19 protein-coding genes are annotated in these 22,666 nt (G+C 71.7%); 9 read left to right on the top strand and 10 right to left on the bottom strand.

The window, feature by feature from the left end; genetic code table 11:
- Positions 1-359: 359 nt before the first annotated feature.
- A complete protein-coding gene (locus OG933_RS20610; RefSeq protein WP_054241834.1) occupies positions 360-770 on the bottom strand; it encodes a hypothetical protein in 411 nt (136 codons plus the stop codon).
- A gap of 315 nt (positions 771-1,085) precedes the next feature.
- Here OG933_RS20610 and OG933_RS20605 point away from each other — a divergent pair, with 315 nt between their 5' ends.
- Positions 1,086-2,507 (top strand): DUF2252 domain-containing protein, encoded by a 1,422-nt coding sequence (locus tag OG933_RS20605; protein ID WP_405628316.1) that lies wholly within the window; start codon positions 1,086-1,088, stop codon positions 2,505-2,507.
- Positions 2,508-2,711: 204 nt separating this feature from the next.
- Here the strand turns inward: OG933_RS20605 and OG933_RS20600 are convergent, their stop codons facing one another.
- The 3 genes from OG933_RS20600 to OG933_RS20590 form a co-directional block, all read right to left on the bottom strand.
- A complete protein-coding gene (locus OG933_RS20600) occupies positions 2,712-3,278 on the bottom strand; it encodes a dihydrofolate reductase family protein (RefSeq protein WP_405628313.1) in 567 nt (188 codons plus the stop codon).
- Positions 3,279-3,370: 92 nt separating this feature from the next.
- Positions 3,371-3,973, bottom strand: coding sequence for a TetR/AcrR family transcriptional regulator (locus OG933_RS20595; RefSeq protein WP_405628312.1), 603 nt, complete (start codon positions 3,971-3,973; stop codon positions 3,371-3,373).
- A gap of 59 nt (positions 3,974-4,032) precedes the next feature.
- The gene (locus OG933_RS20590; protein WP_405628309.1) at positions 4,033-4,782 is read right to left on the bottom strand and encodes an SDR family oxidoreductase; all 750 of its coding nucleotides are present in this window, start codon (positions 4,780-4,782) and stop codon (positions 4,033-4,035) included.
- Positions 4,783-4,931: 149 nt separating this feature from the next.
- Here OG933_RS20590 and OG933_RS20585 point away from each other — a divergent pair, with 149 nt between their 5' ends.
- The 4 genes from OG933_RS20585 (at position 4,932) to OG933_RS20570 (ending at position 8,070) form a co-directional block, all read left to right on the top strand.
- Entirely contained in the window at positions 4,932-5,774 is an 843-nt protein-coding gene (locus tag OG933_RS20585) for a helix-turn-helix transcriptional regulator (RefSeq protein ID WP_362522364.1), read from the top strand.
- An 852-nt stretch (positions 5,775-6,626) separates the two neighbouring features.
- Positions 6,627-7,025, top strand: a complete 399-nt coding sequence (locus tag OG933_RS20580; protein WP_362522366.1) for a DUF5994 family protein — start codon at positions 6,627-6,629, stop codon at positions 7,023-7,025.
- 209 nt (positions 7,026-7,234) lie between these two features.
- On the top strand, positions 7,235-7,831 hold the full coding sequence (locus OG933_RS20575; protein WP_405628307.1) for a DUF5994 family protein: 597 nt from the start codon (positions 7,235-7,237) through the stop codon (positions 7,829-7,831).
- A 5-nt stretch (positions 7,832-7,836) separates the two neighbouring features.
- Entirely contained in the window at positions 7,837-8,070 is a 234-nt protein-coding gene (locus OG933_RS20570; protein WP_362522370.1) for a hypothetical protein, read from the top strand.
- A 28-nt stretch (positions 8,071-8,098) separates the two neighbouring features.
- On the opposite strand, the gene OG933_RS20565 is transcribed toward OG933_RS20570, so the two are convergent.
- Together OG933_RS20565 and OG933_RS20560 are read right to left on the bottom strand one after the other, a co-directional pair.
- Complete coding sequence (locus OG933_RS20565; protein ID WP_405628303.1) at positions 8,099-9,625, bottom strand: ATP-binding protein; 1,527 nt, start codon at positions 9,623-9,625, stop codon at positions 8,099-8,101.
- Entirely contained in the window at positions 9,622-10,368 is a 747-nt protein-coding gene (locus tag OG933_RS20560) for a response regulator transcription factor (RefSeq protein ID WP_405628300.1), read from the bottom strand. The genes OG933_RS20565 and OG933_RS20560 overlap by 4 nt, the downstream gene beginning before the upstream one ends.
- Positions 10,369-10,492: 124 nt before the next feature.
- On the opposite strand from OG933_RS20560, the gene OG933_RS20555 reads away from it, so the two are divergent.
- Positions 10,493-11,704 carry a DUF3500 domain-containing protein gene (locus OG933_RS20555; protein ID WP_405628297.1) on the top strand — a complete coding sequence of 404 codons (1,212 nt, stop codon included), beginning with the start codon at positions 10,493-10,495 and terminating at the stop codon, positions 11,702-11,704.
- A gap of 5 nt (positions 11,705-11,709) precedes the next feature.
- Positions 11,710-13,047: a HupE/UreJ family protein gene (locus OG933_RS20550; protein ID WP_405628294.1), complete on the top strand. Its 1,338-nt coding sequence runs from the start codon at positions 11,710-11,712 to the stop codon at positions 13,045-13,047.
- A gap of 9 nt (positions 13,048-13,056) precedes the next feature.
- Here the strand turns inward: OG933_RS20550 and OG933_RS20545 are convergent, their stop codons facing one another.
- Positions 13,057-14,766 (bottom strand): transglycosylase domain-containing protein, encoded by a 1,710-nt coding sequence (locus tag OG933_RS20545; protein WP_405628292.1) that lies wholly within the window; start codon positions 14,764-14,766, stop codon positions 13,057-13,059.
- A gap of 107 nt (positions 14,767-14,873) precedes the next feature.
- On the bottom strand, positions 14,874-15,998 hold the full coding sequence (locus OG933_RS20540; RefSeq protein ID WP_405628289.1) for a sigma factor-like helix-turn-helix DNA-binding protein: 1,125 nt from the start codon (positions 15,996-15,998) through the stop codon (positions 14,874-14,876).
- Positions 15,999-16,261: 263 nt separating this feature from the next.
- On the opposite strand from OG933_RS20540, the gene OG933_RS20535 reads away from it, so the two are divergent.
- Both OG933_RS20535 and OG933_RS20530 read left to right on the top strand, forming a co-directional pair.
- Positions 16,262-16,798: a SigE family RNA polymerase sigma factor gene (locus tag OG933_RS20535; RefSeq protein WP_362522384.1), complete on the top strand. Its 537-nt coding sequence runs from the start codon at positions 16,262-16,264 to the stop codon at positions 16,796-16,798.
- The gene (locus OG933_RS20530; RefSeq protein WP_405628286.1) at positions 16,788-17,522 is read left to right on the top strand and encodes a hypothetical protein; all 735 of its coding nucleotides are present in this window, start codon (positions 16,788-16,790) and stop codon (positions 17,520-17,522) included. The genes OG933_RS20535 and OG933_RS20530 overlap by 11 nt, the downstream gene beginning before the upstream one ends.
- A 457-nt stretch (positions 17,523-17,979) precedes the next feature.
- Here OG933_RS20530 and OG933_RS20525 read toward each other — a convergent pair whose 3' ends face one another.
- Together OG933_RS20525 and OG933_RS20520 are read right to left on the bottom strand one after the other, a co-directional pair.
- The gene (locus tag OG933_RS20525; protein WP_405628284.1) at positions 17,980-18,354 is read right to left on the bottom strand and encodes a hypothetical protein; all 375 of its coding nucleotides are present in this window, start codon (positions 18,352-18,354) and stop codon (positions 17,980-17,982) included.
- Complete coding sequence (locus OG933_RS20520) at positions 18,351-22,169, bottom strand: tetratricopeptide repeat protein (RefSeq protein ID WP_405628282.1); 3,819 nt, start codon at positions 22,167-22,169, stop codon at positions 18,351-18,353. The genes OG933_RS20525 and OG933_RS20520 overlap by 4 nt, the downstream gene beginning before the upstream one ends.
- Positions 22,170-22,666: the final 497 nt, after the last annotated feature.

Raw genomic sequence — 22,666 nt, 5'->3', positions numbered from 1 at the left:
GCGCGAACCACGCCGCCATGGCGTGGTCGACTCCACCCGCACCGTTCGTCACCGGTCCGCACGAGGGGAGGGACCGGTGGCCAACGGTGCGGCGTGTGACGATCCCCGGGTTTCGACGAGACGACGGTGGAGGACGAGGGCTCCCCGCTACCGCCGGGTCGAGCCTGGGTCGTCGGGATCCGTGGGTGAAGAACAGGGCGAGGATCCCGGACCGCACGACCCTGCGCGGTGAGACGTCGGGGAGGAGCCGCGGGATCAGGAGCGCGGCGGCCAGCAGCCCGGGGGTCGGCCGGGTGGCCGCTCGGCGGGCTTGCCGCGACCGGGTCGCCCGCGCGCAGCGTTCCCGCGGGGCCGTGCCGTCAGCGCTCCCGCGGGGCCGTGCACAGGGCCCAGATCACGAAGGCGTACAGCGCGATCAGGGTGAGCGACCAGACGGGGTAGTACGGGATCGACAGGAAGTTGGCGATGATCAGCAGCCCCGCGATGCCGACCGCGACGACCCGCGCCCAGGTGGCACGCGAGAAGAGACCGACGCTCACGCCGATGGCGATCACGCCGAGGACCAGCTGGATCCAGCCCCAGCTCGTCAGGTCGAACTTGAAGACGTAGTTGGGGGTGGAGACGTAGATGTCGTCCCCGGCGATGGCCATGATGCCCCGGAACAGATCGAGGACACCGGCGAGGAACAGCATCACGCCGGCGAACGTCACCAGCCCGCCGGCGGTCGCCTCGGACGCGGACGACCTGTGGTGCACCGTGCTCGTGGTCATGGCGGATTCCTCACTTCGTCGGTGATGCGCGATGTGCGGCACTGCCTCTCCGAGCCTGTGGTGTGGCCGGGGCGGGGAGATCACCCGGGGCGGGTGAAGTTTGCGGCGCGGATCCCTGGTGCCCTGGAAGCGGACACACCGGCGATGCGGCAGGCGTCCGGGCGCTCGCACCGGCCGACGCCGACCGCGCTCCCGTCGAGACGCGGGCACGCGGACCGCTCATGATCGGCCGAAGGGAGCCCGCAATCTCGCCATGGCCATGACCTTCGTCGATGCCCCGGGCGTCCGGCGAGACCACCCCACGGAGCCGCAGCCATGACCGACAACCAACTGGACGGACACGACGTGCGGCACCGCGCCCCGAAGGAACGGGCCGCGCTCGGCAAGGCCGCGCGGGCGAACGCGCCCCGCTCCAGCCACGCCGAGTTCGCGCCCGGACCGAAGCGGCCGGACCCCTTGAAGATCATCGAAAAGCAGTCGGCGACCCGGCTGCCCGGCCTCGTGCCGATCCGCTACAGCAGGATGTCCGAGTCGCCGTTCCGGTTCTACCGGGGGGCCGCCGCCATCATGGCGTCCGACCTCGCGAACACCCCGACGACGGGGCTGCGCACCCAACTGTGCGGTGACGCCCACATGTTGAACTTCCGGCTGCTGGCCTCACCCGAGCGGCGCCTCATGTTCGACATCAACGACTTCGACGAGACGCTGCCGGGCCCCTGGGAGTGGGACGTCAAGCGCCTGGCCGCGAGCCTCGTCATCGCGGGCCGGGCGAACGGCTTCAGCACGAAGGAGCGGGCCAGGATCGTACGGGCCACCGTGCGGTCGTACCGGGAGAGCATGCGGTCCTTCGCCGGACTCGGCAACCTGGCCGTCTGGTACGCCCAGTTCGACGTCAACTGGGTACGGGACCGGTTCGGGGCGGACCTGTCCGCGCGGGGCCGCGAGCGGTGGGCGCAGGCCGTGACCAAGGCGCTCTCGCACGACACCCTCCAGGTCTTCGACAAGCTCACCCACGTCGTCGACGGCAGGCGCCTCATCGCCCCCGACCCCCCGCTCATCACCCGTCTCGACGACCTGCTGCCCGGTGAAGGCCGCGGTGGCGACGTGGAGAAGGGCATCCGCCGGCTGATCGAGCGCTACGGCCAGTCCATCCAGTCGGACCGGCGGTACCTGCTGGAGCAGTACCGGGTGGCCGACATGGCCCGCAAGGTCGTCGGCGTGGGCAGCGTGGGAACCCGCTGCTGGATCGTGCTGCTGCTCGGCAAGGACGACGAGGATCCGCTGTTCCTGCAGGCCAAGGAGGCCGACGAGTCGGTGCTGGCGCCCTTCGCCGGGGTGAGCACGTACCGGACGCAGGGCGAGCGGGTGGTCGCCGGACAGCGGCTGATGCAGGCCACCAGCGACATCTTCCTGGGCTGGGAGCGCGTCGAGGGCATCGACGGCCGGCGACGGGACTTCTACGTACGGCAGTTGCGGGACTGGAAGTGGGTCGCCGTGGCCGAGGACATGGTGCCCCGCGGCATGCGCACCTTCGGCGCGCTGTGCGGAGCGACGCTGGCCCGCGCCCACGCGAGATCCGGCGACCGGATCGCCATCGCCGCCTATCTGGGCGGCGGCGACAGCTTCGACCGGGCGCTGGTGACCTTCGCCGAGCAGTACGCCGACCAGAACGAGCGCGACCACGAGGCGCTCGTCACCGCCGTCGCGGAGGGGCGACTGCCGGCCCAGGCGGCCTGAAGCCGGGCGCGCCCGGCAGGTGCGGAGGTGGCTCACAGCGGCACCTCGCACCGGCCGGGCGGCTTCCGTCCCACGGCCTCCGGCCACCGCCTCCGGCCACCGCCTCCGGCCACCGCCTCCGGCCACCGCCTCCGCCACCGCCATCGGCCACCGCCACCGCCACCGCCATCGGCCACCTGCCTCCGGCCTCCGCCCCGTGGCCGTTCAGACGACCCGGTAGCGCAGGTGGGTCACGGACCCCGTGCGCGGTTTGCCCTGCGGGATCAGGTCGGCCCGCTCCCCGGCGAACAGCGGGGTGCCCCGCCCCATCAGGACGGGCACGAGATGGATGTGCACCTCGTCGAGCAGGCCCGCCCCGAGCAACTGCCGGGCGATGTCCGCACCCAGCACCAGGACGTCCTTGTCCCCCGCGGCTTCCTTCGCCCGCAGGGCCGCGGCCGGCAGCCCGTCGAAGGCGAACGTCCCGCCGTTGTCGCCGAGGAGGTCCTCCCTGGTCCGGTGGGTGACGACGAAGCTCGGGACGCCGGGCCACGGCGTGCCGCCCCACGGGCCGAGACCGAGGTCGAAGGTGCGCCGCCCGACGACGGCGGCCCCCACCCTCGCATCGATCTCCCGGCGGACGGCGACGTCGACCCCGCCGTCCGGCCCCGCACCGGCCATCCACGCGTGCAGCCGCTCGCCGCCGTCCCCCATGGGCTCCTGCGCACGGACGTTCGGTCCGGCGGTGAACCCGTCCAGGGACATCGACACATCCAGCACGACCTTGCTCATCCCGAGCCTCCTTCGCTCCACCGGCGCGGCGATCCGGCGCCGCTGCCCCTCGCACGCTCGACTCTGACCGGGACGCGGAGAAACGGCGACCGCTACCCGGAGCCGGGAGCCCGGCGCTCGGCGGGGGCCACCCGCCGTACCAGGTCCGCCCAGGTGGCCTTCAGACGTGCGACGGAGGCCCCGCACCCGACGTGCAGGTAGTCCGTCGTCTCGAAGTTCGTGAAGGCGAGCAGGGCGTGCGCGAGCATGTCGTGGTCCCCGTCGACTCCGGCCTCCGCGAGAAGGGTCGAGACGTGACGGTGGAAGGCGCGGCCGGTGCCGGACGCGTGGCGGCGCTCGTGGACCACCTGACGCCCCAGCGCGGCGCCCAGGTCCGTCTCGGCCGCGATGCGCTCGATCAGCGCGCAGCCGAACGCCACCAGCCGCTCCCTCGCGGGGGCACCCGGCCCCAGCGGCGGGGCACCGCACAGGTACGCCTCCCGGAACTCGGCCTCCGCCTCGCCGAGCAGGGCCAGCAGGAGCGCGTCGCGGTCGCCGAACCGGCGGAACAGCGTGCCCTTTCCCACCCCGGCCGCCTCCGCGACCTCCCGCATCGTCACGTGCTCGGCCCCTCGCTCGGCCACCAGCCGGGCGGCCGCCTCCAGCAGCCGGGCACGATTGCGGGCGGCATCGGCCCGCTCGGCGGTGGGTGTCACCGTCGGCTCCTTCGGTCCGTGGGTCCGCATCAGAGTCGGCCAGAGGCCGTCAGGGGCCGTCAGATGCCGCTGAGCATGGCGAGTACGTCGTCGTACGTGCCGTTGGCCTCCGCGTCGCGGACGGGCCTGGCGCGCTCGACGACGATCTCCCCGGCGTCGGGCCGCTCGCGCAGGAGGGTGAGGGTCTCGGTGAGGAAGTCGTCGAGCGGCATGGCGTTCTCGTCGTCCTGCTGACCGAGCAGGGTGGTGCGCACGCCCGGCGGAGCCACCTCGATCACCTGGACGCCGGCGTCGGCGCCGGAGAGCTGCACGCGCAGGCTCTCGGAGAAGGAGTGCAGCGCGGCCTTGGTCGCGCTGTAGGTGGGGGTGACCGGCAGCGGCACGAACGCCAGCGCCGAGGTGACGTTCACGACGGCGGCGTCCTCCGTGCCCAGCAGCAGCGGCAGGAAGGCGTACGTCATCCGGATCGTGCCGAGCAGGTTGACCGCGACGTGCTCCTCGGCGACCCGGAGGTCGGCCGGGTCGAGGAGGTTCTCCCGCAGCATGATGCCGGCGTTGTTGACCAGCACGTTCAGCTCCGGGTGGGCGGACGCCACCGCTTCCCGGGCCCGTGCGATCGACGCCGGGTCCGCGACGTCCAGGACGAGCGCCTCGATGCCCGGGTGCCCGGTCGTGATCTCGTCGAGGAGTTCCTTGCGGCGCCCGGCGACGATCACCTTGTTGCCGGCCTCGTGCAGACGCAGGGCCAGGCCGAGCCCGATGCCCGAGGTGCCGCCGGTGACCAGGATCGTGTTGCCGGTCGTCTTCATGGAAATCTCTCCTTCGCCGAGCGCGAGCCGGTGAACCCACGCCCGCAGCCCCGACCGTAGGAGCGCCCGCGCGGAGGCGGGAGAGGAAGGTTTATCCATGGATCGGTGGTCCCTGGCTGGGACCACGCAAAGCGGCGACGATGGAGGGCATGGACAGGAAAGAGCTGGCCGAGTTCCTGCGTCGGCGGCGCGAGACGCTGCGTCCCCGCGACGTCGGGCTGGTCGAGGGCCCGCGCCGGCGCACCCGGGGGCTGCGCCGCGAGGAGGTCGCCCAGCTCGCCGGCATGTCCACCGACTACTACGCCCGCCTGGAACAGCAGCGCGCACCGCAACCGTCCCTCCAGATCACCACCGCCCTGGCCCGGGCCCTACGGCTGACACCGGACGAACGCGACCACCTCTTCGCCCTCATCGGTCACAACGCCCCCGCCCGCTTCCAGCGCTCCGAGCACGTCAGCCCGGCCCTCATGCGGGTCCTGGAGCGCCTGAACGACGACACCCCGGCCCTGGTGCTGTCCGACATGGCCGACACCCTCGCGATGAACCCGATCGCCCTCGCGCTGCTCGGCGACCAGACGTGCCACACCGGCCTGTCCCGTAGTGCCTACTACCGCTGGTTCACCGACCCCGCCGAACGGCTGGTGTACCCCGAGGAGGACCACCCCCGCCACAGCCGTACCCAGGCAGCACGCCTGCGGGCCGCGCTCACGGTCGGCAGCGGAGACCCCCGGGCCTCCCGGATCGTCGCCGAACTCCAGGAACGCAGCCCCGAGTTCGCCGGCCTGTGGGAACTCCAGGAAGTCGCCCAGCGCTACGGCGAGAGCAAGACGGTCCTGCACCCCGACCTCGGCCGCATCGACGTCGACGCCCAGGTCCTGTTCACCGAGAACCGCGCCCAGACCCTCGTGGTCATGACCGCCCGGCCCGGCACGGAGAGTCAGGGAAAGCTCGAACTCCTCTCCGTCATGGGACGGCAGCAGCTCACCCCCTGAGCCGCCGCAACGTGACGGCGCGGCAGGCCTCGGTCCGAGGTCCCGGAGCGGGCCGTCGTCATGGACCCGCGTCGTCCCGGGGCACGGGGGAGTAGGTTGGGGGAGCGAGGATCCTCCGTACACCGGCGTTCAGGCCGGTCTCGTCCTCCTGGTTCGACCACACCGGGTGCTCCGCGCTCGAGGCAGGTTCCGCCTTATGGCAGCCGAAGCCGCTCACCGGTCCGATCGTGCCTCGGCCGCGCCGAGGGTGTCGTCGTACCCGGCGGTCGCCCGGCAGGCCGCCGACGCGCTCCGCTGGTTCTTCGCCTGTGACGACACCGGGAGCTCTCCTGCGAGGCGCGAAGACGACGGCTCGCGCGGACAGTCCCTCGTGGACGGCAGAAGCCGCTGATCGCCGCCCCCGCGGCACCTCCGTCCCCCTCCGGCAGGGCAGCGCTTCCCCCGGCCGCGCCCTCGCCGGAGGGGCCCACCCCCACCGAGGCGCAAGGCCCCGACGGGTTCGCGCCTACCGAGGTCGGAGCCCGCCGCCGTCATCCGCCTCCTCGAACACCTCGGCAGCGTGCACGACATGCGTCCGCCGCTCCGGCCGCTCCGCCGACTTCGGCGGTCGAGTTCCGGCCCGGATCGCCGACCGCCGGGCCCGAGCCCGACCACCCGAGCACTGGCCGCTGGCCGCTGCGCACCGAGCACCGAGCACTGGCCACCGGCCACCGCGCACCGCGCCCTGCCCACCGACCACCGCGCCCTGCCCACCGCGCCCTGCCCACCGACCACCGCGCCCTGCCCACCGCGCCCTGCCCACCGACCACCGCCACTGATGCGACCGCCGTACGGCAGCCGACAGGAGCAGATATGACCATCGCACTGCAGCCCCCGCTTCCCTCCCATCCCCTCCTCCGCCTGAGCCTGGCGCCCCGCGGCACCATGCCACGGTCCATCGACGGCGCATGGTGGCCCCGCTCCTACGACCTGCTCGCCGAACTGCCCCGCCTGCTGGGCGGACTGCCGCCCGAGTGGGGCCAGATCACCAGCGTCACCGTCAGCGGGTCGAAGTGGTCCGCGACGCCCGGCCGGACCCTCGTCTGCAACCAGGTCGTACGACTGCGCAGAACCGCGACGGCATCCGCCCCGGACACCGTCGTCCTGCTCGCGCCCGGCCAAGGGCGCTGGGATCTGCTGGTCGTCCCTCCGGACACCACCGAGCAGGCCGCACAGTTGTCCATGGCAGCCGCGGCAGACGCTCACTCCTGACATCGCCCGGCGGACGGACCGGCGGACGGACCGCTGGCGGACCGGCGGACGGACCGCTGGCGGACCGGCCGGCGAAGTCCGTTCGCCTTGTCCGAGGAGTAGCCTGGAGTGACCGAGGGCATTTCGCGCACCGGCTTTCATGCCCGTGTCGTTTTCGGCGATTCACTATGCCGGGCCGGTCGCCACCGGCCCGGGGCAGGGTTCGCGTCATGACTGCGACCGTTTCCCCCTCGCCGACACTCGAAGCCGAAGACCGGTCCTCCCCGACCTCCCTCCGTCTGTCGCTCGCTCCCGTCGGCTCCGCCCCGGCGCTGCTGGACGGCGCCTGGTGGCCCCGTTCCCGCGATCTGGCGGCGGAACTCCCCTCTCTGACAGCCGTACTGGACCCGCTGTGGGGGCGGATCACCCGGGTCACGGTGAATCCCACCCACTGGCCGGTCTTCCCGCGCAAGGTGACTGGCGCCGGGCACGTGGTGAAGGTCGGCTGGTTCCTGGCCGAGCAGGACCCGCACGAACTGCTGCTGCTCTCCTACCGCATGGGCCGCTGGAACCTCCTCGTGGTCCCGCCGCGGACGGATCCCGCCTCGGCCGCCTGGCTGATGTCCGCCGCGAGCGACCCACTGGGCACATCGACCGCGAGCCGGTTGATGGAGGAGGCGGCGCGCCGGCGGACGGTGTCCGAGACCGACCGGGCCGTGGAAGCGGTCTGGGCTTCCGAAGGGGGGCACGAGGCCGGCGACCGGGTCGCACGTCCACGTGTCCCGGCCGGCACCGCAGCGATGCCGCATCGGCCGATGGTGAGGTGAGGACCGTGGAGACGTTCGTGGTCGTGATCGTGATCCTCGCGATGATCGCCGTCGGGGTGTTCCTCATCCACCGGCTCAACTCGCAGCACAGCGAACGCATCGCCGCCTTCCACTACGCCCGCTCCGGGACGCCCGTCGCGGGACCGGGACCGTCTCCAGCGACTCCGCGGAAGACCCGCGGCGGGCGACCGTCGCGACGGCGGTCGCGGACGGCTCCACCCCCGGCGCCGCACCTCTGAGGTGTCCTCCTCGGACGCGTGGGCGCGGTCAGTCCGCCGCCGCGGCCCCCGTAGGTGGGCGGGAGGCCGGCAGAAGACGTGACCGGCTCACCGTGAAGCCCACCGCGGCGCCACCGCCGGGCCGCGCACCCGCCGACACGGACCCGCCGTGGGCCTCCGCGACGTCGTGGACGATGGCGAGGCCGAGTCCGGAGCCGGGCAGACCGCGAGCGCTGTCGGCCCGGTAGAAGCGGTCGAACACGCGGCGCGTGTCGTCGGCGGCGATGCCGGGCCCCCGGTCGTGGACGGTGACCGCCCCCTGGCGGATGTACACCTCGATGGGCTCGTCGCCGTCGGCGTCGAACTTGGCGGCGTTCTCCAGCAGATTGCCCACCGCGCGTTCGAGGCCCTGGGGGCGGCCGCGGACCACGGAGCCGTCGGCGTCGACATGCACCAGGCGTCCGCTGCGCCGGTACACGCGCCGAGCCGCTCGCCGCGCCACCTCGGCCAGGTCCACGGGTTCCTCGGTCTCCTCGCGGCCGCCCGCCAGAGCCAGTTCGACGAGTTCGTCGACGAGGTGACCGAGTTCGCGCGTCTCGTGCCGGACGTCGTCGAGGAGCCGGTCGCGGGAGTCGGGGGACAGCTCGGTGACGCGGTGCAGCACGGTGGCGTTGGCCAGCAGGCTGGTCAGCGGGGTCCGCAGCTCGTGGGCGGCGTCGTGCACCAGCCGTTCCTGGGCCTCGCGGGCGGCGACCATGCGGCCGAGCATCCTGCTGAAGGACGCGGAAAGCCGCCCGACCTCGTCGCGTCCGTCCACCGGTTCCGTGGCGTAGTGGGTGACGCGGCCGTCCGTGCTGACCTCCTCGGCGACTTCGGCCAGCCGGGCCAGCCGTCGGGTGACGCGTCCGGCGAGCAGCCGGCCCGCGGCCGCCGCGACGAGCATGACCGCCAGACTGACCGCCGCGATCTGTCGCGCCATGCCGGCCAGCACCTGGCGGGTCTGGTCGACCTGGACGGCCACCTGCAGGGCGCCGCGGCTCTCGCCGAGTGCGGTCGTCAGCAGGCGGTAGCTGTGACCGCCCGCGTCGATCTCGGTGGTGTCCGACTGCCCGGCCTCGCCGGAGGCGGCGAGGGCGCGCGCGGCGTCGGACACCGGCAGCTTCTCCAGCGGGCCGCTCAGGCGGATCGGCGTACCGTCCCGGCCCACGGCCTGCAGGACCGGCTGCGGTGCCGCTTCACCTCCCGGGGCGGGCAGGTCCAGCCCGGGAAAGGGCGCGGGGGTCCGACTGCCGGTATCCCGGCCGCCGGGGCTCGGGCCGACGGGATCCCGGCTGCTCGGACTTTGGCTGCCGGGGCTCTGGCCGACCGGGCCGACCGGGCCGGCCTGGTCGGCCGGAGTCTGCTCCTGGCGCTTCTCCATGCCACGGGTCAGGGCCACGGTGGTCGACCGCAGCGTCCGGTCGACCTCCGCGAACACGCTGTCGGAGGCGGCGAGATAGCTCAGCGCGCCGACCGTCACCGCCACCACGGCACCGACGGCGGCGAAGGCGAGCGCGAACCGCGAGCGCAGACTCACGGCCGCCGCGCCGCGTAACCCACGCCGCGTACCGTGCGGATCAGATCGGGTGCCCCGGCATCGGTGAGCTTGCGCCGCAGGTAGCCGATGTACCCCGCGAGGTTCTTCGCGTCCACACCGGCGTCGGGACCCCAGACGCTCCGGTAGATCGCCGCATGGTCCAGAACGAGCCCCTCGTCGCGCACCAGCAGCTCCAGCAGGTCGAACTCGGTCCTGGTCAGCCGGAGTTCCGCCGCTCCCCACCAGGCGCGCCGCGTACCGGGGGAGATGCGCAGCGACGCCATCCGCAGCACGTCACCGGAGCGCGAGCCCTCCTCGGCCTCGGCGCCCTCGGCGCCCTCCTTCCGCTCGGCCGGCGAGGCGGGCGCTGCCGTCAGCACGGCCCGACGCAGCAGCGCCCTCAGACGCGCGAGCAGTTCGGGCACTTCGAAGGGTTTGGGCAGGTAGTCGTCGGCGCCGGCGTCCAGACCGTTCGCCCGGTCGGGGATTTCGGCCCGTGCGGTGAGCATCAGCACGGGGATGCGGTCACCGTCGGCGCGCAGCACCCGGCACACGGCCACACCGTCGATGTGCGGCATCATCACATCGAGGACGAGCGCGCTGAAGGACTCCCTGCGGGCCAGGACCAGGGCCTCCACACCGTCACCGGCGGTGACGACGTCGTACCCCTCCAGCTCCAGCGCCCGCTCGACGGCTTCGCGGACGGCACGATCGTCGTCGGCGACGAGGACACGTTCCGGCATGCGCGCATGCTCGCACAGCGTTCTGTGAGCCCCTTCTCATCCAATTCCGGACTGGCTCCGGCCGCGCTCTGAGACCGCTCTCCCACGATGGAGGACCCCACCACCCTCAGGCCACAGGAGCCCCATGTCCTCCCACACCCGCCCCGTTCTGCGCCGGCCCGTGGTGCTCGCCGCGTGCCTCAGCATCGCCCTCGGTACCGTCGGCTATCTCGCGTTCGACCCGGGGTCCGCCTCGGCGACGGTCGCCAAGCAGGCGGTCCCGGCCTCCGCGGCCCGCACCGGAGCCGGTGGCGCCAACACCGCCGAGGTCGTGAAGGCCGCCGATGCCTTCCTCGCGACGCTCTCCGACGAACAGAAGGACGCCGTCCTCTACGACTTCGACGACGAGGCGAAGAAGACCGGCTGGTCGAACTTCCCGACGCCCGTCGTCGAGCGCAACGGCCTGAAGCTGGGCGACCTCACCGACGCGCAGGACGCGGCGGCCATGAAGGTCATGGAGGCGGCGCTCAGCAAGCAGGGCTACGAGGAACTCGTCGAGATCCGCAAGGCGGACGACTACCTCGCGTCGCTGTCGGACGGCGCGGACACCGGTGACAGCGCGTCGGCCTCCCCCACCGCCACCCGCACGCCTCCCTCCGGAGCCCCGACCGACGGCGCCACCGGCGGCCCCGGCGGTCCCGGCGGAGGAGGCGGCGGCGCCAACTTCGGCTCGGAGTGGTACTACCTCTCCTTCTTCGGACAGCCCAGCAAAACCGGCGAGTTCACCGTCCAGTACGGCGGTCACCACGCGGCGTACAACATCACCTACGCCGGGAACAACGTGACCATGTCACCCACGCTGACCGCGGTCGAGCCGGAGGAGTTCATCCTCGACGACAAGGCCTACGCCCCGCTCGCGGACAAGCGGGCCGCCACCATCGGCGCCGTCCAGTCGCTCACCGCCGACGAACTGGCCGCCGCCGAGATCGACGGCAGCTTCGACGACCTCTACCTCGGCCCGGGCAACGACGGCCCCTTCCCGACCGAACCCGAGGGCGTCCTCGTCGGCAGCCTCACCAAGAAGCAGCAGGCGAAGGTCACCGCGATGCTGCGCACCTGGGTCGACGACCTGGACGAGAAGGCCGCGGCACGGCTCCTGGCCAAGTACGTCGCCGAGTACGACGAGACGTACATCGGCTGGAGCGGCGGAACCACCATCGACAACGACCAGACGTACGTCCGTCTCGACGGGCCGTCCGCCTGGATCGAGTTCTCCAACCAGCCCGGCGCCTCGACCGACGAGATCCACCAGCACACGATCTTCCGGGACGAGACCTCCGACTACGGCTGGGAGTGACGTCCGTGCGCCGTCTCGTCTCCGCCCTGCTGCTCTCGGCGTTCCTGCTGGTCGGCGGCCTCGCGTCGCCGGCCGCCGCCCACCCGATGAGCACCTCGGCCGTCCTGCTCGACATCCGTGACGACCGGGTCGAGGGCGAGGTGCAGCTGCCCATCGACCGTCTGGCGATCGCCGTCGACCGCGACCTCACCCCCGCCGGCGTGCTCGGCGAGGACCGGTCCTTCCTCAAGCGCTACACGGCGCGGCACATCAGCGCCGTCGGCGAGGACGGCACCCCCTGGACCGTGGGGCTCGGCACGGGGTCGGTGCGGACGATCGACGGGACGGCGCACCTCGTCTACCCGCTCACCATCCGCCCGCCGGACGGACGGGTCACCGACTTCCGTCTGCGCTACGACGTCATCGTCGAGGAACTCCTCACCCACAAGGTCATCGCCACCGTCCGGTACGACTTCGACCGCGGCATCCTCAAGACGGACGACGCCGAGACCCTCGGCGTCCTCGACTGGGACACCAAGAGCCTGCGGGTCCCGGCCGACGAGGGTTCCTGGCTGAAGGGCTTCGTCACCACCGCGGGGCTCGGCATCGAGCACGTCGGTGAGGGCGCGGACCACCTGCTGTTCCTGCTGATGCTGCTCATCCCCGCCCCGCTGGTGGCCACCGCCGGCCGATGGCGCACCGGAGCCACTGGAGCCACTGGAGCCACCGGAGCCACTGGAGCCACCGGAGTCGCCGGAGTCGCCGGAGGCACATCGGCGCGCCGCAGTCTCGTACGGGTCGTGCACGTCGTGTCGGCGTTCGCCCTGGGCCACTCGCTCACCCTCGCCCTGGCCGCCTCGGGAGTGATCCACGTCCCGTCACGGCCGGTCGAGACGCTGATCGCCTTCTCCATCGCCGTCTCCGCGGTCCACGCGATACGGCCGCTGGTGGCGCGCGGCGAGGTGCTCATCGCCGCGGGCTTCGGGCTCGTCCACGGCCTCGCGTTCGCCTCGCTCATCGGCGACCTCGGCCTGGACCGCGGGTCGCTCGTGACCACGCTGCTGGGCTTCAACCTGGGCATCGAGCTGACCCAGTTGCTCGTCGTCGCCCTGATCATGCCGTCGCTGATCGTGCTGTCCCGCACGACCGTCTACCCCGCGTTCCGCATCGGGGTGGCCGTCATCGGGCTCGTGTTCTCGGTGTCCTGGATGCTCGAACGCGCGACGCTGACCGCCGGCGACCCGTTCGAGGGCGCTCAGACATGGCTGGTCGGGCACCCTCTGCTCGTCGCCGGCGCGGTCGCGACCCTCGCCGTCGCGGCCCGCCTCCGGTGTGGGGTGCCCTGGACGGTGGCCGGGAAATAGGCACGAAGATCAGGGCCCGGCCTTCGCCTCGCCCTTCGAGGTGGTGGCGTCCCAGATCCCCGCCGCCACCCTCTGCGCGAACTCCGTCGGTGACGGCTCGTTCGGCAGTTGCGCGGGCACCGTCGTGCCCTTCTTGCTGCCTGCCCGGTCGGCGAACAGCGCGACCGTCAGGGCGAGTCGGCCGTCGTACCCGGTGGTCCACACGGTCCGCCGGGTGATGCCGCCGCCCGCCCCGGCGGTGGCGAAACCCTTCGCCACCGCCGGGCCCGCGGCCACATCGGCATCGGCATCGGCATCGGCATCGGCACCGGCATCGACGGCGACGGCGACGGGCGTCGGTCCGGCCCCGGATCGCGCGCCCGCCACCAGCGCCTCCTTCTCGTCCAGGACCTGCCGCACGTCGGGACGCGCCCGGTAGACGGTGCGGCCCTCCTTCGTGATGCGAGCGACGGTGTACGGGCCGGTGTACTTGCCGTCCGCCGCCACCGTCGCGTACACCGATGCCAGGTCCAGCGGGGTCGGCGCCGGCTTCTTCAGCAGCTTGCTCAACGGCTCGCCCGCGCGCTCCACCTCGCTGAACGGATCCAGCGCGGTACCCGCCTCCACCGCCCCGCTCACGGCGTCGTTGAACGACTGCCGCGCGTAGTCCGAGCCCCCGTACAGCACCCGCACCGCTCCGTCGCCGGGCACCATGCCCACGACGGCGGTGTGCACCCGCACGCCCTTCTTGCCCCCCGGATGCTTCTGCGCCAGTTGGGTGGCGCTGTCCTGCAGCGCCAGGTCGAAGGTGGTCGTCACGCTGTAGCCGCCGCTCGCGAGCCGGTCCTCGGTGATGCCGAGCCGGTCGGCGGCCTCCTTCGCGGCGACGTCGATCAGGTACTGCCGCTGCCCCTCGGTCTCGCCCGGCGGATAGAACCGGAACGCCGGGAAACGCGCCGCGGCCCGCTGCTTCGCCGTGATGCTTCCGCTCGCGGCCATCGCGTCGAGCACCCACTCCCAGCGGTTCTCCAGTTTCGCGGTCACCTTCGGATCGGAGCCCGCCTTCTCGTAGTACGAGGGGATGTTGAGGATGGACGCCAGCGCGGCACCCTGCGCGACCGTCAGGCTCTTCGCGTCCACGCCGAAGTAGTTGCGCGCGGCGGACTGGATCCCGGCGGCACCCCGCCCGAAGTACACGGTGTCGAGATAGCCCTCGAGGATCTCGTCCTTGGTGCGGGTGCGGTCCAGCTTGATCGCGATGAGCGCCTCACGTGCCTTGCGGGCCAACGAGTGTTCCGGGCTCAGCAGCGCGTTCTTCACGTACTGCTGGGTGATGGTGGAGCCGCCCTGCGGGTCGCCGCCCGTCAGCGTCGCCAGGGCGGCCCGCGTGATGGCCTTCGGCGAGATCCCGCTGTCCGTACGGAAGGAACGGTTCTCCGCGGCGATCACCGCCTCCTGCACATGCCTCGGGACCGCGGACAACGGGATGTCCTGCCGGTCGACCGGTCCGCGCCGGCCCAGATAGGCGCCGTCCGCGTCGAGGAACACGGTGCTCTGGGTGACGGTCTCGGGGTGTGGCTTCGGAATGGACGTCAGGTGGTACGCCACGACGGCCGCCGCGCACAGCGTCGCGAGCAGCGTGAGGAAGGCGTAGAGCAGCCGGCGAAGCCGCCGACCGCGGTTGCGCCGGAACCGGATCCGCAGCGGCGCGCGCTCACGGTGCCGGCGCCTCGACAGCATCCCCTTCCCCGGCCGCCGCGCAGCGCGCCCCGGTCGAGGCAGCCCGTCCCTGCCCCTGTCCCCGTCCCTGTCCCCGTCACCGTCCAGGTTGCCGTCCTCGATCGGGTTCATATCCGCCACCACTCGCGGTCCGACCGTACGGCGACCCTGCCGGCGGCGTCGTACACCGTGACGACCCGATCGTCGCCGTCCATGGAGAGGAGCGCCTGCACGTTCCTGCTGGGCAATGGCGTGCTCGCGTACCAGATGCCCCACCCCGGACTGCCCGCCAGGACGAGGACCTTCGCGGTGGTTCTGCCGCCGTCGCCGGTTCTCACCTCGACGCGACCCGGATCGCCGCCGAGACCGTGGAAGAGGCCCGACAGGAAGAACCCGCCGGTCACGCTGTCCACCCGGAGGGAGACGCCCGGTTCGTCGAGGGGGCGGTCGCTGTCGTCCCCGGGGAGGGGCACGGACCAGTGCGCGCCGTCGGCCGTCAGCCAGATCCGTACCCCCGCCCCGGCGGTCACCCGCTCGCCCGGCGCCACGACCCGGATCGGGCTCGTGGCCTGGCGACTGCCGTCCCCGGACCGGGCTCCGGACGTCCCGTCCTGCGCACCGCCACCCCCGAGACGGTCGGCGCCGAGGAGGGCGACGGGGGTGAGCAGCGCGGCGCAGGCGGCCGAGGCCACGGCAAGGCGACGTCGTCGCCGGATGCGGCCCTGTGCCCGGATGTCGGAAAGAGGCACCTCGGACGGGACGACGCTCCGGGCGGCGGCACGGGTGAACACCTCGCGCAGTTGCCCGGGGCCGGTGCCGGCCTCCTTCAGACCGTGTCTGGCATGGGCACGCACCGCCCCCACCGAGCAGCCCAGCAGCTGGGCGATCTCCGCGTCCGCCAGCCCCTCCCAGACCCGCAGCACCACAACGGCCCGTCGTCGCGCGGCCCGTCGTCCGCGCGGCCGGCGCAGGTGGGTGCGCACCAGACAGCGCCGCACATGGAAGTCCACGTCGTTGCGCGGAACGCGCCGCCACCGTGCGTACATCCGCACCAGCGTTCTCCGCGCCAGTTCCTCCGCGGCACCGGCATCGTCGGTGAGCAGCCGAGCGGTCACGACCAGCCGGGACCAGTGCGCCCGGGCGTACGCGGCGAAGTCGTGGCCGGCGGCGGCGAGCACCACGGGGCGGACCGGGCGGACAGGGCGGACAGGGTGGACGGGGCGGCCGGGGAGTACGTCGGGGGTCGGTGGCACGTGGGCGGTCCTTCGGCTCGGGAACTCGGTCGTGGCCGGACGCATGGGGCCGTCCGTCCTGGTCGGGCAACCGTTCGGTCGTGCAAGTAGGTTGAGCAGGCAGTGAGCCAACGCCGTCAGGGGAGAGGGAGCCTGGAACCCGTGTACGCCGTCTTCCCGGTGGGGTTGCGCTTCGCCGGCTGCGACCTACGCGACCTACGCGACCTGTACGCACGACGGAGGGGGCGGGGTTGCAAGGAAAGGGCAGAGATTCCGGTGGAGGCATGACCGAGGACGAGTTCGACGCTTTCTACGCGACCGCGTTCCCCCGGCTGACCGGACAGCTCTACGCCTTCACCGGAGACCACGGGGAGGCCCAGGACGTCGTTCAGGAAGCGTTCGTACGGGCCTGGGACCGGCGACAGCACTTCCTGTCGGACAGTGCTCCCGAGGCGTGGATCCGCACGGTGGCCATGCGGCTGGCGGTGAGCCGCTGGCGGCGTGCGAGGCGCTGGCTGGAACTCGTACGGCGCACTCCGCCGCCCGAATCGACCCCGGGCCCGGGTCCCGAGCGCACCGCGCTCGTGGCCGCCCTGCGCGAACTGCCCCCGGCCCAGCGGATGGCGATCGTGCTGCACCATTTGTGCGACCTGAGTGTGGAGCAGGTAGCCTCCGAGACCGGCGCGCCCGTGGGGACGGTCAAGGCGAGGCTGTTCCGGGGGCGGGCAGAGCTGGCGAAGCGACTCGCGGAGGACGACGCCGACGGCCGCGTGGACGAGGCCGACGGGCCGGTCCGAAAGGAGAGCCGCCGTGTCCGATGAACTGTCCGCCGCACTACGCGAGTTGGCCGCCGCCCGGGCGACCGCTCCGATCGTCGGCGGCCCCGCGACACGTGCCCGGGCGATGCGCCGCAGGCGCCGCCGCCGTGCCGCCGCGACCCTGGGCGCGGGGACCGCGGCCCTCGCGCTGCTGGGCTTCGCCCTGACCCTGCGTCTCGGCGAGGACCCGGACCACCCGGCCGGGCGCGGAACCGCCGCCGGGGCATCTTCGGGTTCCGCCCCGCCGTCGGCGGCCACCCCGGTACCCGTCTCCGGCACGCTCGACCTGCCCGGGAGCGACCTCACGTTCGGCGGCCGGGTGATGCCGATCCTCTCGACGTTCGACCTCTCGCCCGGGCCGACGAGCACGACCCCGATGACGGTGGTCGCGAAGCCGGTCCGGATAGCACTGGCCGCCGACCTGCCCTCCAAAGGCACCACCGTGGTGAACGTCATGTACGCGGTCCAGCTGCGCGACGCAAAGGGCGGCCTGCTCTACGTCGGCGCCTTCGCCCCGGACATCAAGGCGCGGGGGGACTACGACGTCACAGCCGGCGTGATCGCCCTCAGCACCGAGGACGCCCAGTGGTTCCACGCCCGGATCCACCTCGGCACCAACATCTCGGTAACCACAGCCCCGACACCGGCAGCCACCCCCTCACCCGCCGCCACGGCGTCCCCATCCACCGGGGCCCACATCGCCCCCGCCGTGGGGGGAACGGGCTAGGACCGCGCCGAAACCTGCACGGCGGCCCAAGCCGACGCCGGCCCTGTCCGGGTCGCTTGCGGTGCGCCGACAGGCAGGCCCACAGATCCACGCGAGTCGGGTCGTCGCCCCACCACAGAAGGACGTGCGCCGGCCGGGCAATCCGCGCCGCGAGACACGCGGCAACGCCAGAGGGCCCTCACCTACCCGGCAAGGGCCCTCTGATCTGCTACTCAACGTTGATGGTCCACAGGCGTCCGCGCTCGTCCGTCGTTGTCCGTCGGCGTTGTCACGCAGTTAGACACTCACTCCGTCGCGCCTCCTGGCTCGGATACTGCACCAGAGGTCTGACGCGCCAACTCCTCGACACCCTGGGGCACGACACTTTGACACACGTTCCTCTCCTGCGGACAGTCGCGGTCCCGGGTTCGCCGGGCCGGGCGGACCAAGTCCGGTCGTCGGGCCGTGTTCCCTGCTATCAGGTTGCAGAAGGTTCGTCGGCGACGAGTTCCAAAAGCTGGTCGGGGGTGAGAGTGGCAAGGTCGACGGTGCGGTCATCGCACACAAGTCGTGCCGCCGCCTGCTGCGCTCTGAGCTGTTGGGCACGTTCGATGAGCTCGCCGGCGCGGCGCCGTTTGTGGATGCGATCGGCGATGTCCGCGACTGCGAGCATGGCCGATGGAATGGACACCAGCAGGGACGCCACCGCGACTGGATCGACGCCCTTGGTTTCCGGACCGGTCGCCGGTTCCGCTGTCGGAGCTGGTTCGGGAGGGTAGCCCCAGCTCGAGGTCAACGCGGCGAAGCTCTTCCCGGCGGTTTGGACGTCCGCTCCGACAAACTTGATGATCACAATTCCTCGTTTCCGTCGCCAGTGGCCTTCAGTAGCTCATCTAGTTGGTCAACAGCGTCCGCGTGACCGATCTTGGCTGCAGCGGTTCGGCTCGCCTGAAACACCTGCTGGGCCTGCCCGCGTGCACCCGCGGCCAGCAGAAATTGCCCGAATACAGTCCCGACTGCTGCGATGCCTTCCGGCCGTTGCATCTTCAGAAAGAGCTCAAACGAGGTGACCAGTCTCGGCGTCGCCGCGTCGAAATCCTCGCGATCCAGATAGATTCGGGCAAGGTCCCAGTTGGTTGCCGCGATGCCGTCCATGTCGCCGAGCTGCTCATTGACTCTCAAACGCTTGAGCTGCAGTTCGAGGGCCTCGTCGACCTCGCCCTGCTGCTGGAGGACGTTGGCGATCTTGCCCCAGGTCATGGCGACCTCGCGGCTGTCACCGACCCGCTCGAACGCCGGCAGTGCGGTCTCGCGGCGGATGCGCAGGGCCTCGTCGACCTCGCCCTGCTGCTGGAGGATGTCGGCGATCTTGCCCCAGGTCATGGCGACCTCGCGGGTGTCACCGAGCCGCTCGTACACCGGCAGTGCGGTCTCGCGGTGGATGCGCAGGGCCTCGTAGACCTCGCCCTGCTGCTGGAGGATGTCGGCGATCTTGCCCCAGATGATCGCGGCCGAGCGGGTGTCACCGAGCCGCTCGAACGCCGGCAGTGCGGTCTCGCGGCGGATGCGCAGGGCCTCGTCGACCTCGCCCTGCTGCTGGAGGATGTCGGCGATCTTGCTCCAGGTGATCGCGGCCTCGCGGGTGTCACCAAGTCGCTCGTACACCGGTAGTGCGGTCTCGCGGTGGATGCGCAGGGCCTCGTAGACCTCGCCCTGCTGCTGGAGGATGTCGGCGATCTTGCCCCAGATGATCGCGGCCGAGCGGGTGTCACCGAGCCGCTCGAACGCCGGCAGTGCGGTCTCGCGGTGGATGCGCAGGGCCTCGTCGACCTCGCCCTGCTGCTCGAGGATATCGGCGATCTTTCCCCAAATGATGGCGACCGAGCGAGTGTCGCCAGTGTCGGTGAACAGTTGGCGGGCCTGGTGGAGTAAGTCCTGGGCTTGGTCGATCTCGCCGCGGGTGATCAGGCGGTTGGCGTGGTCGTAGAGGACTGCGGCGTGGGCGACCGGGTTGATCTGCCGGTCGCTGGTCTGGGTCTGCTGGACGGCACGGTGGAGCAGGGTGTCGGCGTGGTCGCCGTTGCCGCTGGTGACGGCCGCGCTGGCGACGACCCGTAGCAGGGTGACAGGAACCTCGTGGTGGTGCCGGTCGAGCAGGGTGATCGCTTGGTGGCCGAGTTCGGCGGCGGTGGAGGCCGGGCCTTGCCTCAGGGCAGACACGGCGACGGCGGCGCAGTCGGCGGTGATGGTCGGGTTGTCGGCGGCCAGGGCCAGTTGGGTCAGTTGCAAGTCCAGGTCGCTGCCGCGGTCGGGGTGGGGTGTGGCACCGCCCCACTGGGCGTACAGCGGTTCGGCAGCCACGGTGGCGAGGGCGGCCCGCTCGTCGGGGGTGAGGGGGGCCAAGCGTCCGGCTGCGAGGGCATTGACGGCCAAGGCCGGGAAGTCGGGGCGCTGCTGGTCGGGAAAGGCGTCAAGAAGCCCCAGGCCGCAAAGACGGGACGCCGATCCACCGACAGCATCGGCGAGGACGTCGATGACGGGTTGCGGGACCGGGACGGTGAACAGGGTGCAGGCTCGCAACAGGTCGCGGTGGGCGGGCCCGGCCTGGTCGAGGAGGGTGTCGAGAGCCAGATTTTCCAGGAACTCTCTGATGTCGGAGTTGTCGGCTGGGAGATCACCCTGGTGAAGGTAGGCCTCCATGCCGGCGACCGCGGCCTCGGCGCGGGCCTGGTCGACCTGGTCGCTGTAGACCAGGCGCAACCCGATGAGGTCCTGCAGCCCGGGGTTGCCGCAACTGACGTCAAGTGCCCGCTGGGCCAGGTCGGCGCGCCGGGTCTGGTACCCGGCCGGGGCGAGGTCCTGCTGACGACGCTGGAGCTTGCGCTGGGCCGCCGGCTTCAGTGGCTGCAACTGGACCGGTTCCAGCCGGGCCTCCAACCCGCCGAGAGTGAACGTATAGCGACTGGTGAGCAGTAGCCGGCTATCGGTGAGAGCGGGGTCGAACGCGGAGAGCACGTCGGCGAGCACGGTGGCGTGCTCGGGGTGGACCCGGTGCGGACCGTCAGGGTTGGCTGTCAGGATCTGTTCGAGATCGTCGATAATCAGTAGGAGGGGTTTGCGGACGTCGTCGAGTACCTGGGCGCACGGTCCGGCCAGCAGATCAGTCAGTAGCGGTTTGAGGCCTTCTGGCTGTTGGCGGATCTCGGTGCGCCGCTGTTCGATGAGGGCGCGGGCCTCGGGGTTGGCGGCGACGGCGTCAGCGATGGCGTCGAGGATCGCCGTCGGGGTGTAGGCGCCGAACACGACCGCCACGGCCCGGTTGGGGTGACGGTCGGCGATCCTGGCGGCCAGGCTCGACTTGCCCAACCGTCCCTGCCCGTGGAGCAGGACCCCGGACTTCTGCCCGCCACGCAGAGCCTGCAGCGTGCGCTGCATTTCCGAACGGCGGCCGATGAACATTTCCGCGGCCGCGACCGGCAGCTGGTGCTTGCGGTCCAGGAACGTCTTGGTCACATGATGTGGGGGCACCATCTGGCGTTTACGATTTCCCGCGACCAGCGGACCGCCACCAGCCGGCCCCAGCCACAGCCGCGCCAGGTGCCATTCGGCGCGCAGGCGCTCATCGGGACTGGCCAACAGGTGGCGACGGGCGTCGGCGACGGCCTCGGCCACCTCGACACGGCGGCTGAGCTGCCGGTACAGGCGTTCGGCGAAACGAGTGGCGGCCTGGTCGCTGACCGAGCCGTCCCAGCCGATGACCGCGGGAATCCCAGCGGTCACCAGCCCGGTGGCCATCGAGTACGCCACCGGCACGCCCGGCTCGGCTGCCGGACCGCCGCGGTGGCCAGCACCGGCGGGAACGTGCCCGGCCACGTCGGCACCGGTGGCGGTCAGGCAAGCCGACACGAACGCCAGCCGCGGCCGAGGAGTCAACAGGCCCACCAGCTCGTCCGCGCTCGTCGGACATCCGTTCCCGAGATCGTCTTCCATCAGTAGGACAGGGGTGGCGGGTCCATCGGGCCCCGGGCGCCAGTTGTGCAGACCGTGACACGACAGATGAACCACCGGCATCCCGCCGAGCTCGGACAGACGCAGGCCAAGATGCTCGGGATTGCCGGAGTCCTCGACGACGAGATCAAGGCTCGTCTCCCCGACGGCGCTGAGGATGGCCATTTCCTCGGCCTCGAAGTCCAGCTCGTGCTGACCCCGAGGCGCCGAGGCCATGAACGCCACCCCGAGCCGATACCCGTCCAGGGCCGGCGCCGGACTCGGTTGACCGAGCCGACGCGCCACGGCGAACAGCTTCGGCGCCTCGGCGAGAAACCCGCCCTCGGGCGCGGCCAGTAGCTCGTACGGTGCCCGCAGCAACGCCCACGCCGCTGCGGACGGGTTCGCTGGCGCTCGGACCTCGAACACCAAAGGCGCCGAGGCCTCATTGAGCAGTCGCGTCAATGGACCGAGGTCGCCGTCGAGCCACCGATACAACTCGCGTCCCACCGCGAGCAACGCCTGGTCTCTGGAGCCGTTCCGCACCGCATCCACATACCGGCCAGCCACGGCATCGAGCAGCTCGACGTCAGAGGTCTGCAACACCCGACGAGGGCCGACCCGCCGGCCCTCAACGACCAGCTCAAACCCGTTGGCATCCACCACCAGCCCCGTAACCATGAACTCAGCGTAGAAACAAGGCCCTAACCGTGAGGCCAAAACGCCCGAATCAGCTGAAGCGGCTCCGCGGCCACCTCGCCGGATATCGACCCGAGCACGACTGCACCGGAGGAGGGCAGGCCGCAGCCCCCGTAAGGGCGGACGTGGTTGGCAGCGCTGTTCCCCAGGTCGTTCGGGTCGTAGCGGCATTCCAGGAGAGGGGCGTATTTCGACTGTGCGAGCCGTCGTTGACCGCTGCTGACCGCACTATGTGGCACGGCTGTGGCAGGCAGGCTCAGGGTGCTGCGGCAAGTGATGAGATGCCCTGGGTCTTGTCGGGGATCTTGTTTCACGTGAAACATCGAAGCCACTTCGACCCGTCCGACCTGCGCACATGGTGTCCCGACACTCCTAGTCGATTCGGCAGCGCAAGGATTGAGTGCGTTACCGTCGCAACGTCGAAGACGCACTCAGAGTCGAAACCCTTTCCCACTGAGGCGCGGTCCCCTGCTTCACCT

The sequence above is a fragment of the Streptomyces sp. NBC_00016 genome (assembly GCF_045040885.1).
Taxonomy (GTDB): Bacteria; Actinomycetota; Actinomycetes; order Streptomycetales; family Streptomycetaceae; genus Streptomyces; species Streptomyces coriariae.
The sequence above is the reverse complement of the archived record's forward strand: the minus strand, read 5'-3'. Positions and strand labels throughout refer to the sequence as shown.

Bases quoted from the DNA above. Each gene is read 5' to 3' on its own strand.
- OG933_RS20590 (WP_405628309.1), bottom strand. From the start codon at position 4,782: ATGAAGACGACCGGCAACACGATCCTGGTCACCGGCGGCACCTCGGGC.
- OG933_RS20585 (WP_362522364.1), top strand. From the start codon at position 4,932: ATGGACAGGAAAGAGCTGGCCGAGTTCCTGCGTCGGCGGCGCGAGACG.
- OG933_RS20580 (WP_362522366.1), top strand. From the start codon at position 6,627: ATGACCATCGCACTGCAGCCCCCGCTTCCCTCCCATCCCCTCCTCCGC.
- OG933_RS20575 (WP_405628307.1), top strand. From the start codon at position 7,235: ATGACTGCGACCGTTTCCCCCTCGCCGACACTCGAAGCCGAAGACCGG.
- OG933_RS20545 (WP_405628292.1), bottom strand. From the start codon at position 14,766: ATGCTGTCGAGGCGCCGGCACCGTGAGCGCGCGCCGCTGCGGATCCGG.
- OG933_RS20610 (WP_054241834.1), bottom strand. From the start codon at position 770: ATGACCACGAGCACGGTGCACCACAGGTCGTCCGCGTCCGAGGCGACC.
- OG933_RS20520 (WP_405628282.1), bottom strand. From the start codon at position 22,169: ATGGTTACGGGGCTGGTGGTGGATGCCAACGGGTTTGAGCTGGTCGTT.
- OG933_RS20600 (WP_405628313.1), bottom strand. From the start codon at position 3,278: ATGAGCAAGGTCGTGCTGGATGTGTCGATGTCCCTGGACGGGTTCACC.
- OG933_RS20555 (WP_405628297.1), top strand. From the start codon at position 10,493: ATGTCCTCCCACACCCGCCCCGTTCTGCGCCGGCCCGTGGTGCTCGCC.
- OG933_RS20560 (WP_405628300.1), bottom strand. From the start codon at position 10,368: ATGCCGGAACGTGTCCTCGTCGCCGACGACGATCGTGCCGTCCGCGAA.
- OG933_RS20535 (WP_362522384.1), top strand. From the start codon at position 16,262: ATGACCGAGGACGAGTTCGACGCTTTCTACGCGACCGCGTTCCCCCGG.
- OG933_RS20605 (WP_405628316.1), top strand. From the start codon at position 1,086: ATGACCGACAACCAACTGGACGGACACGACGTGCGGCACCGCGCCCCG.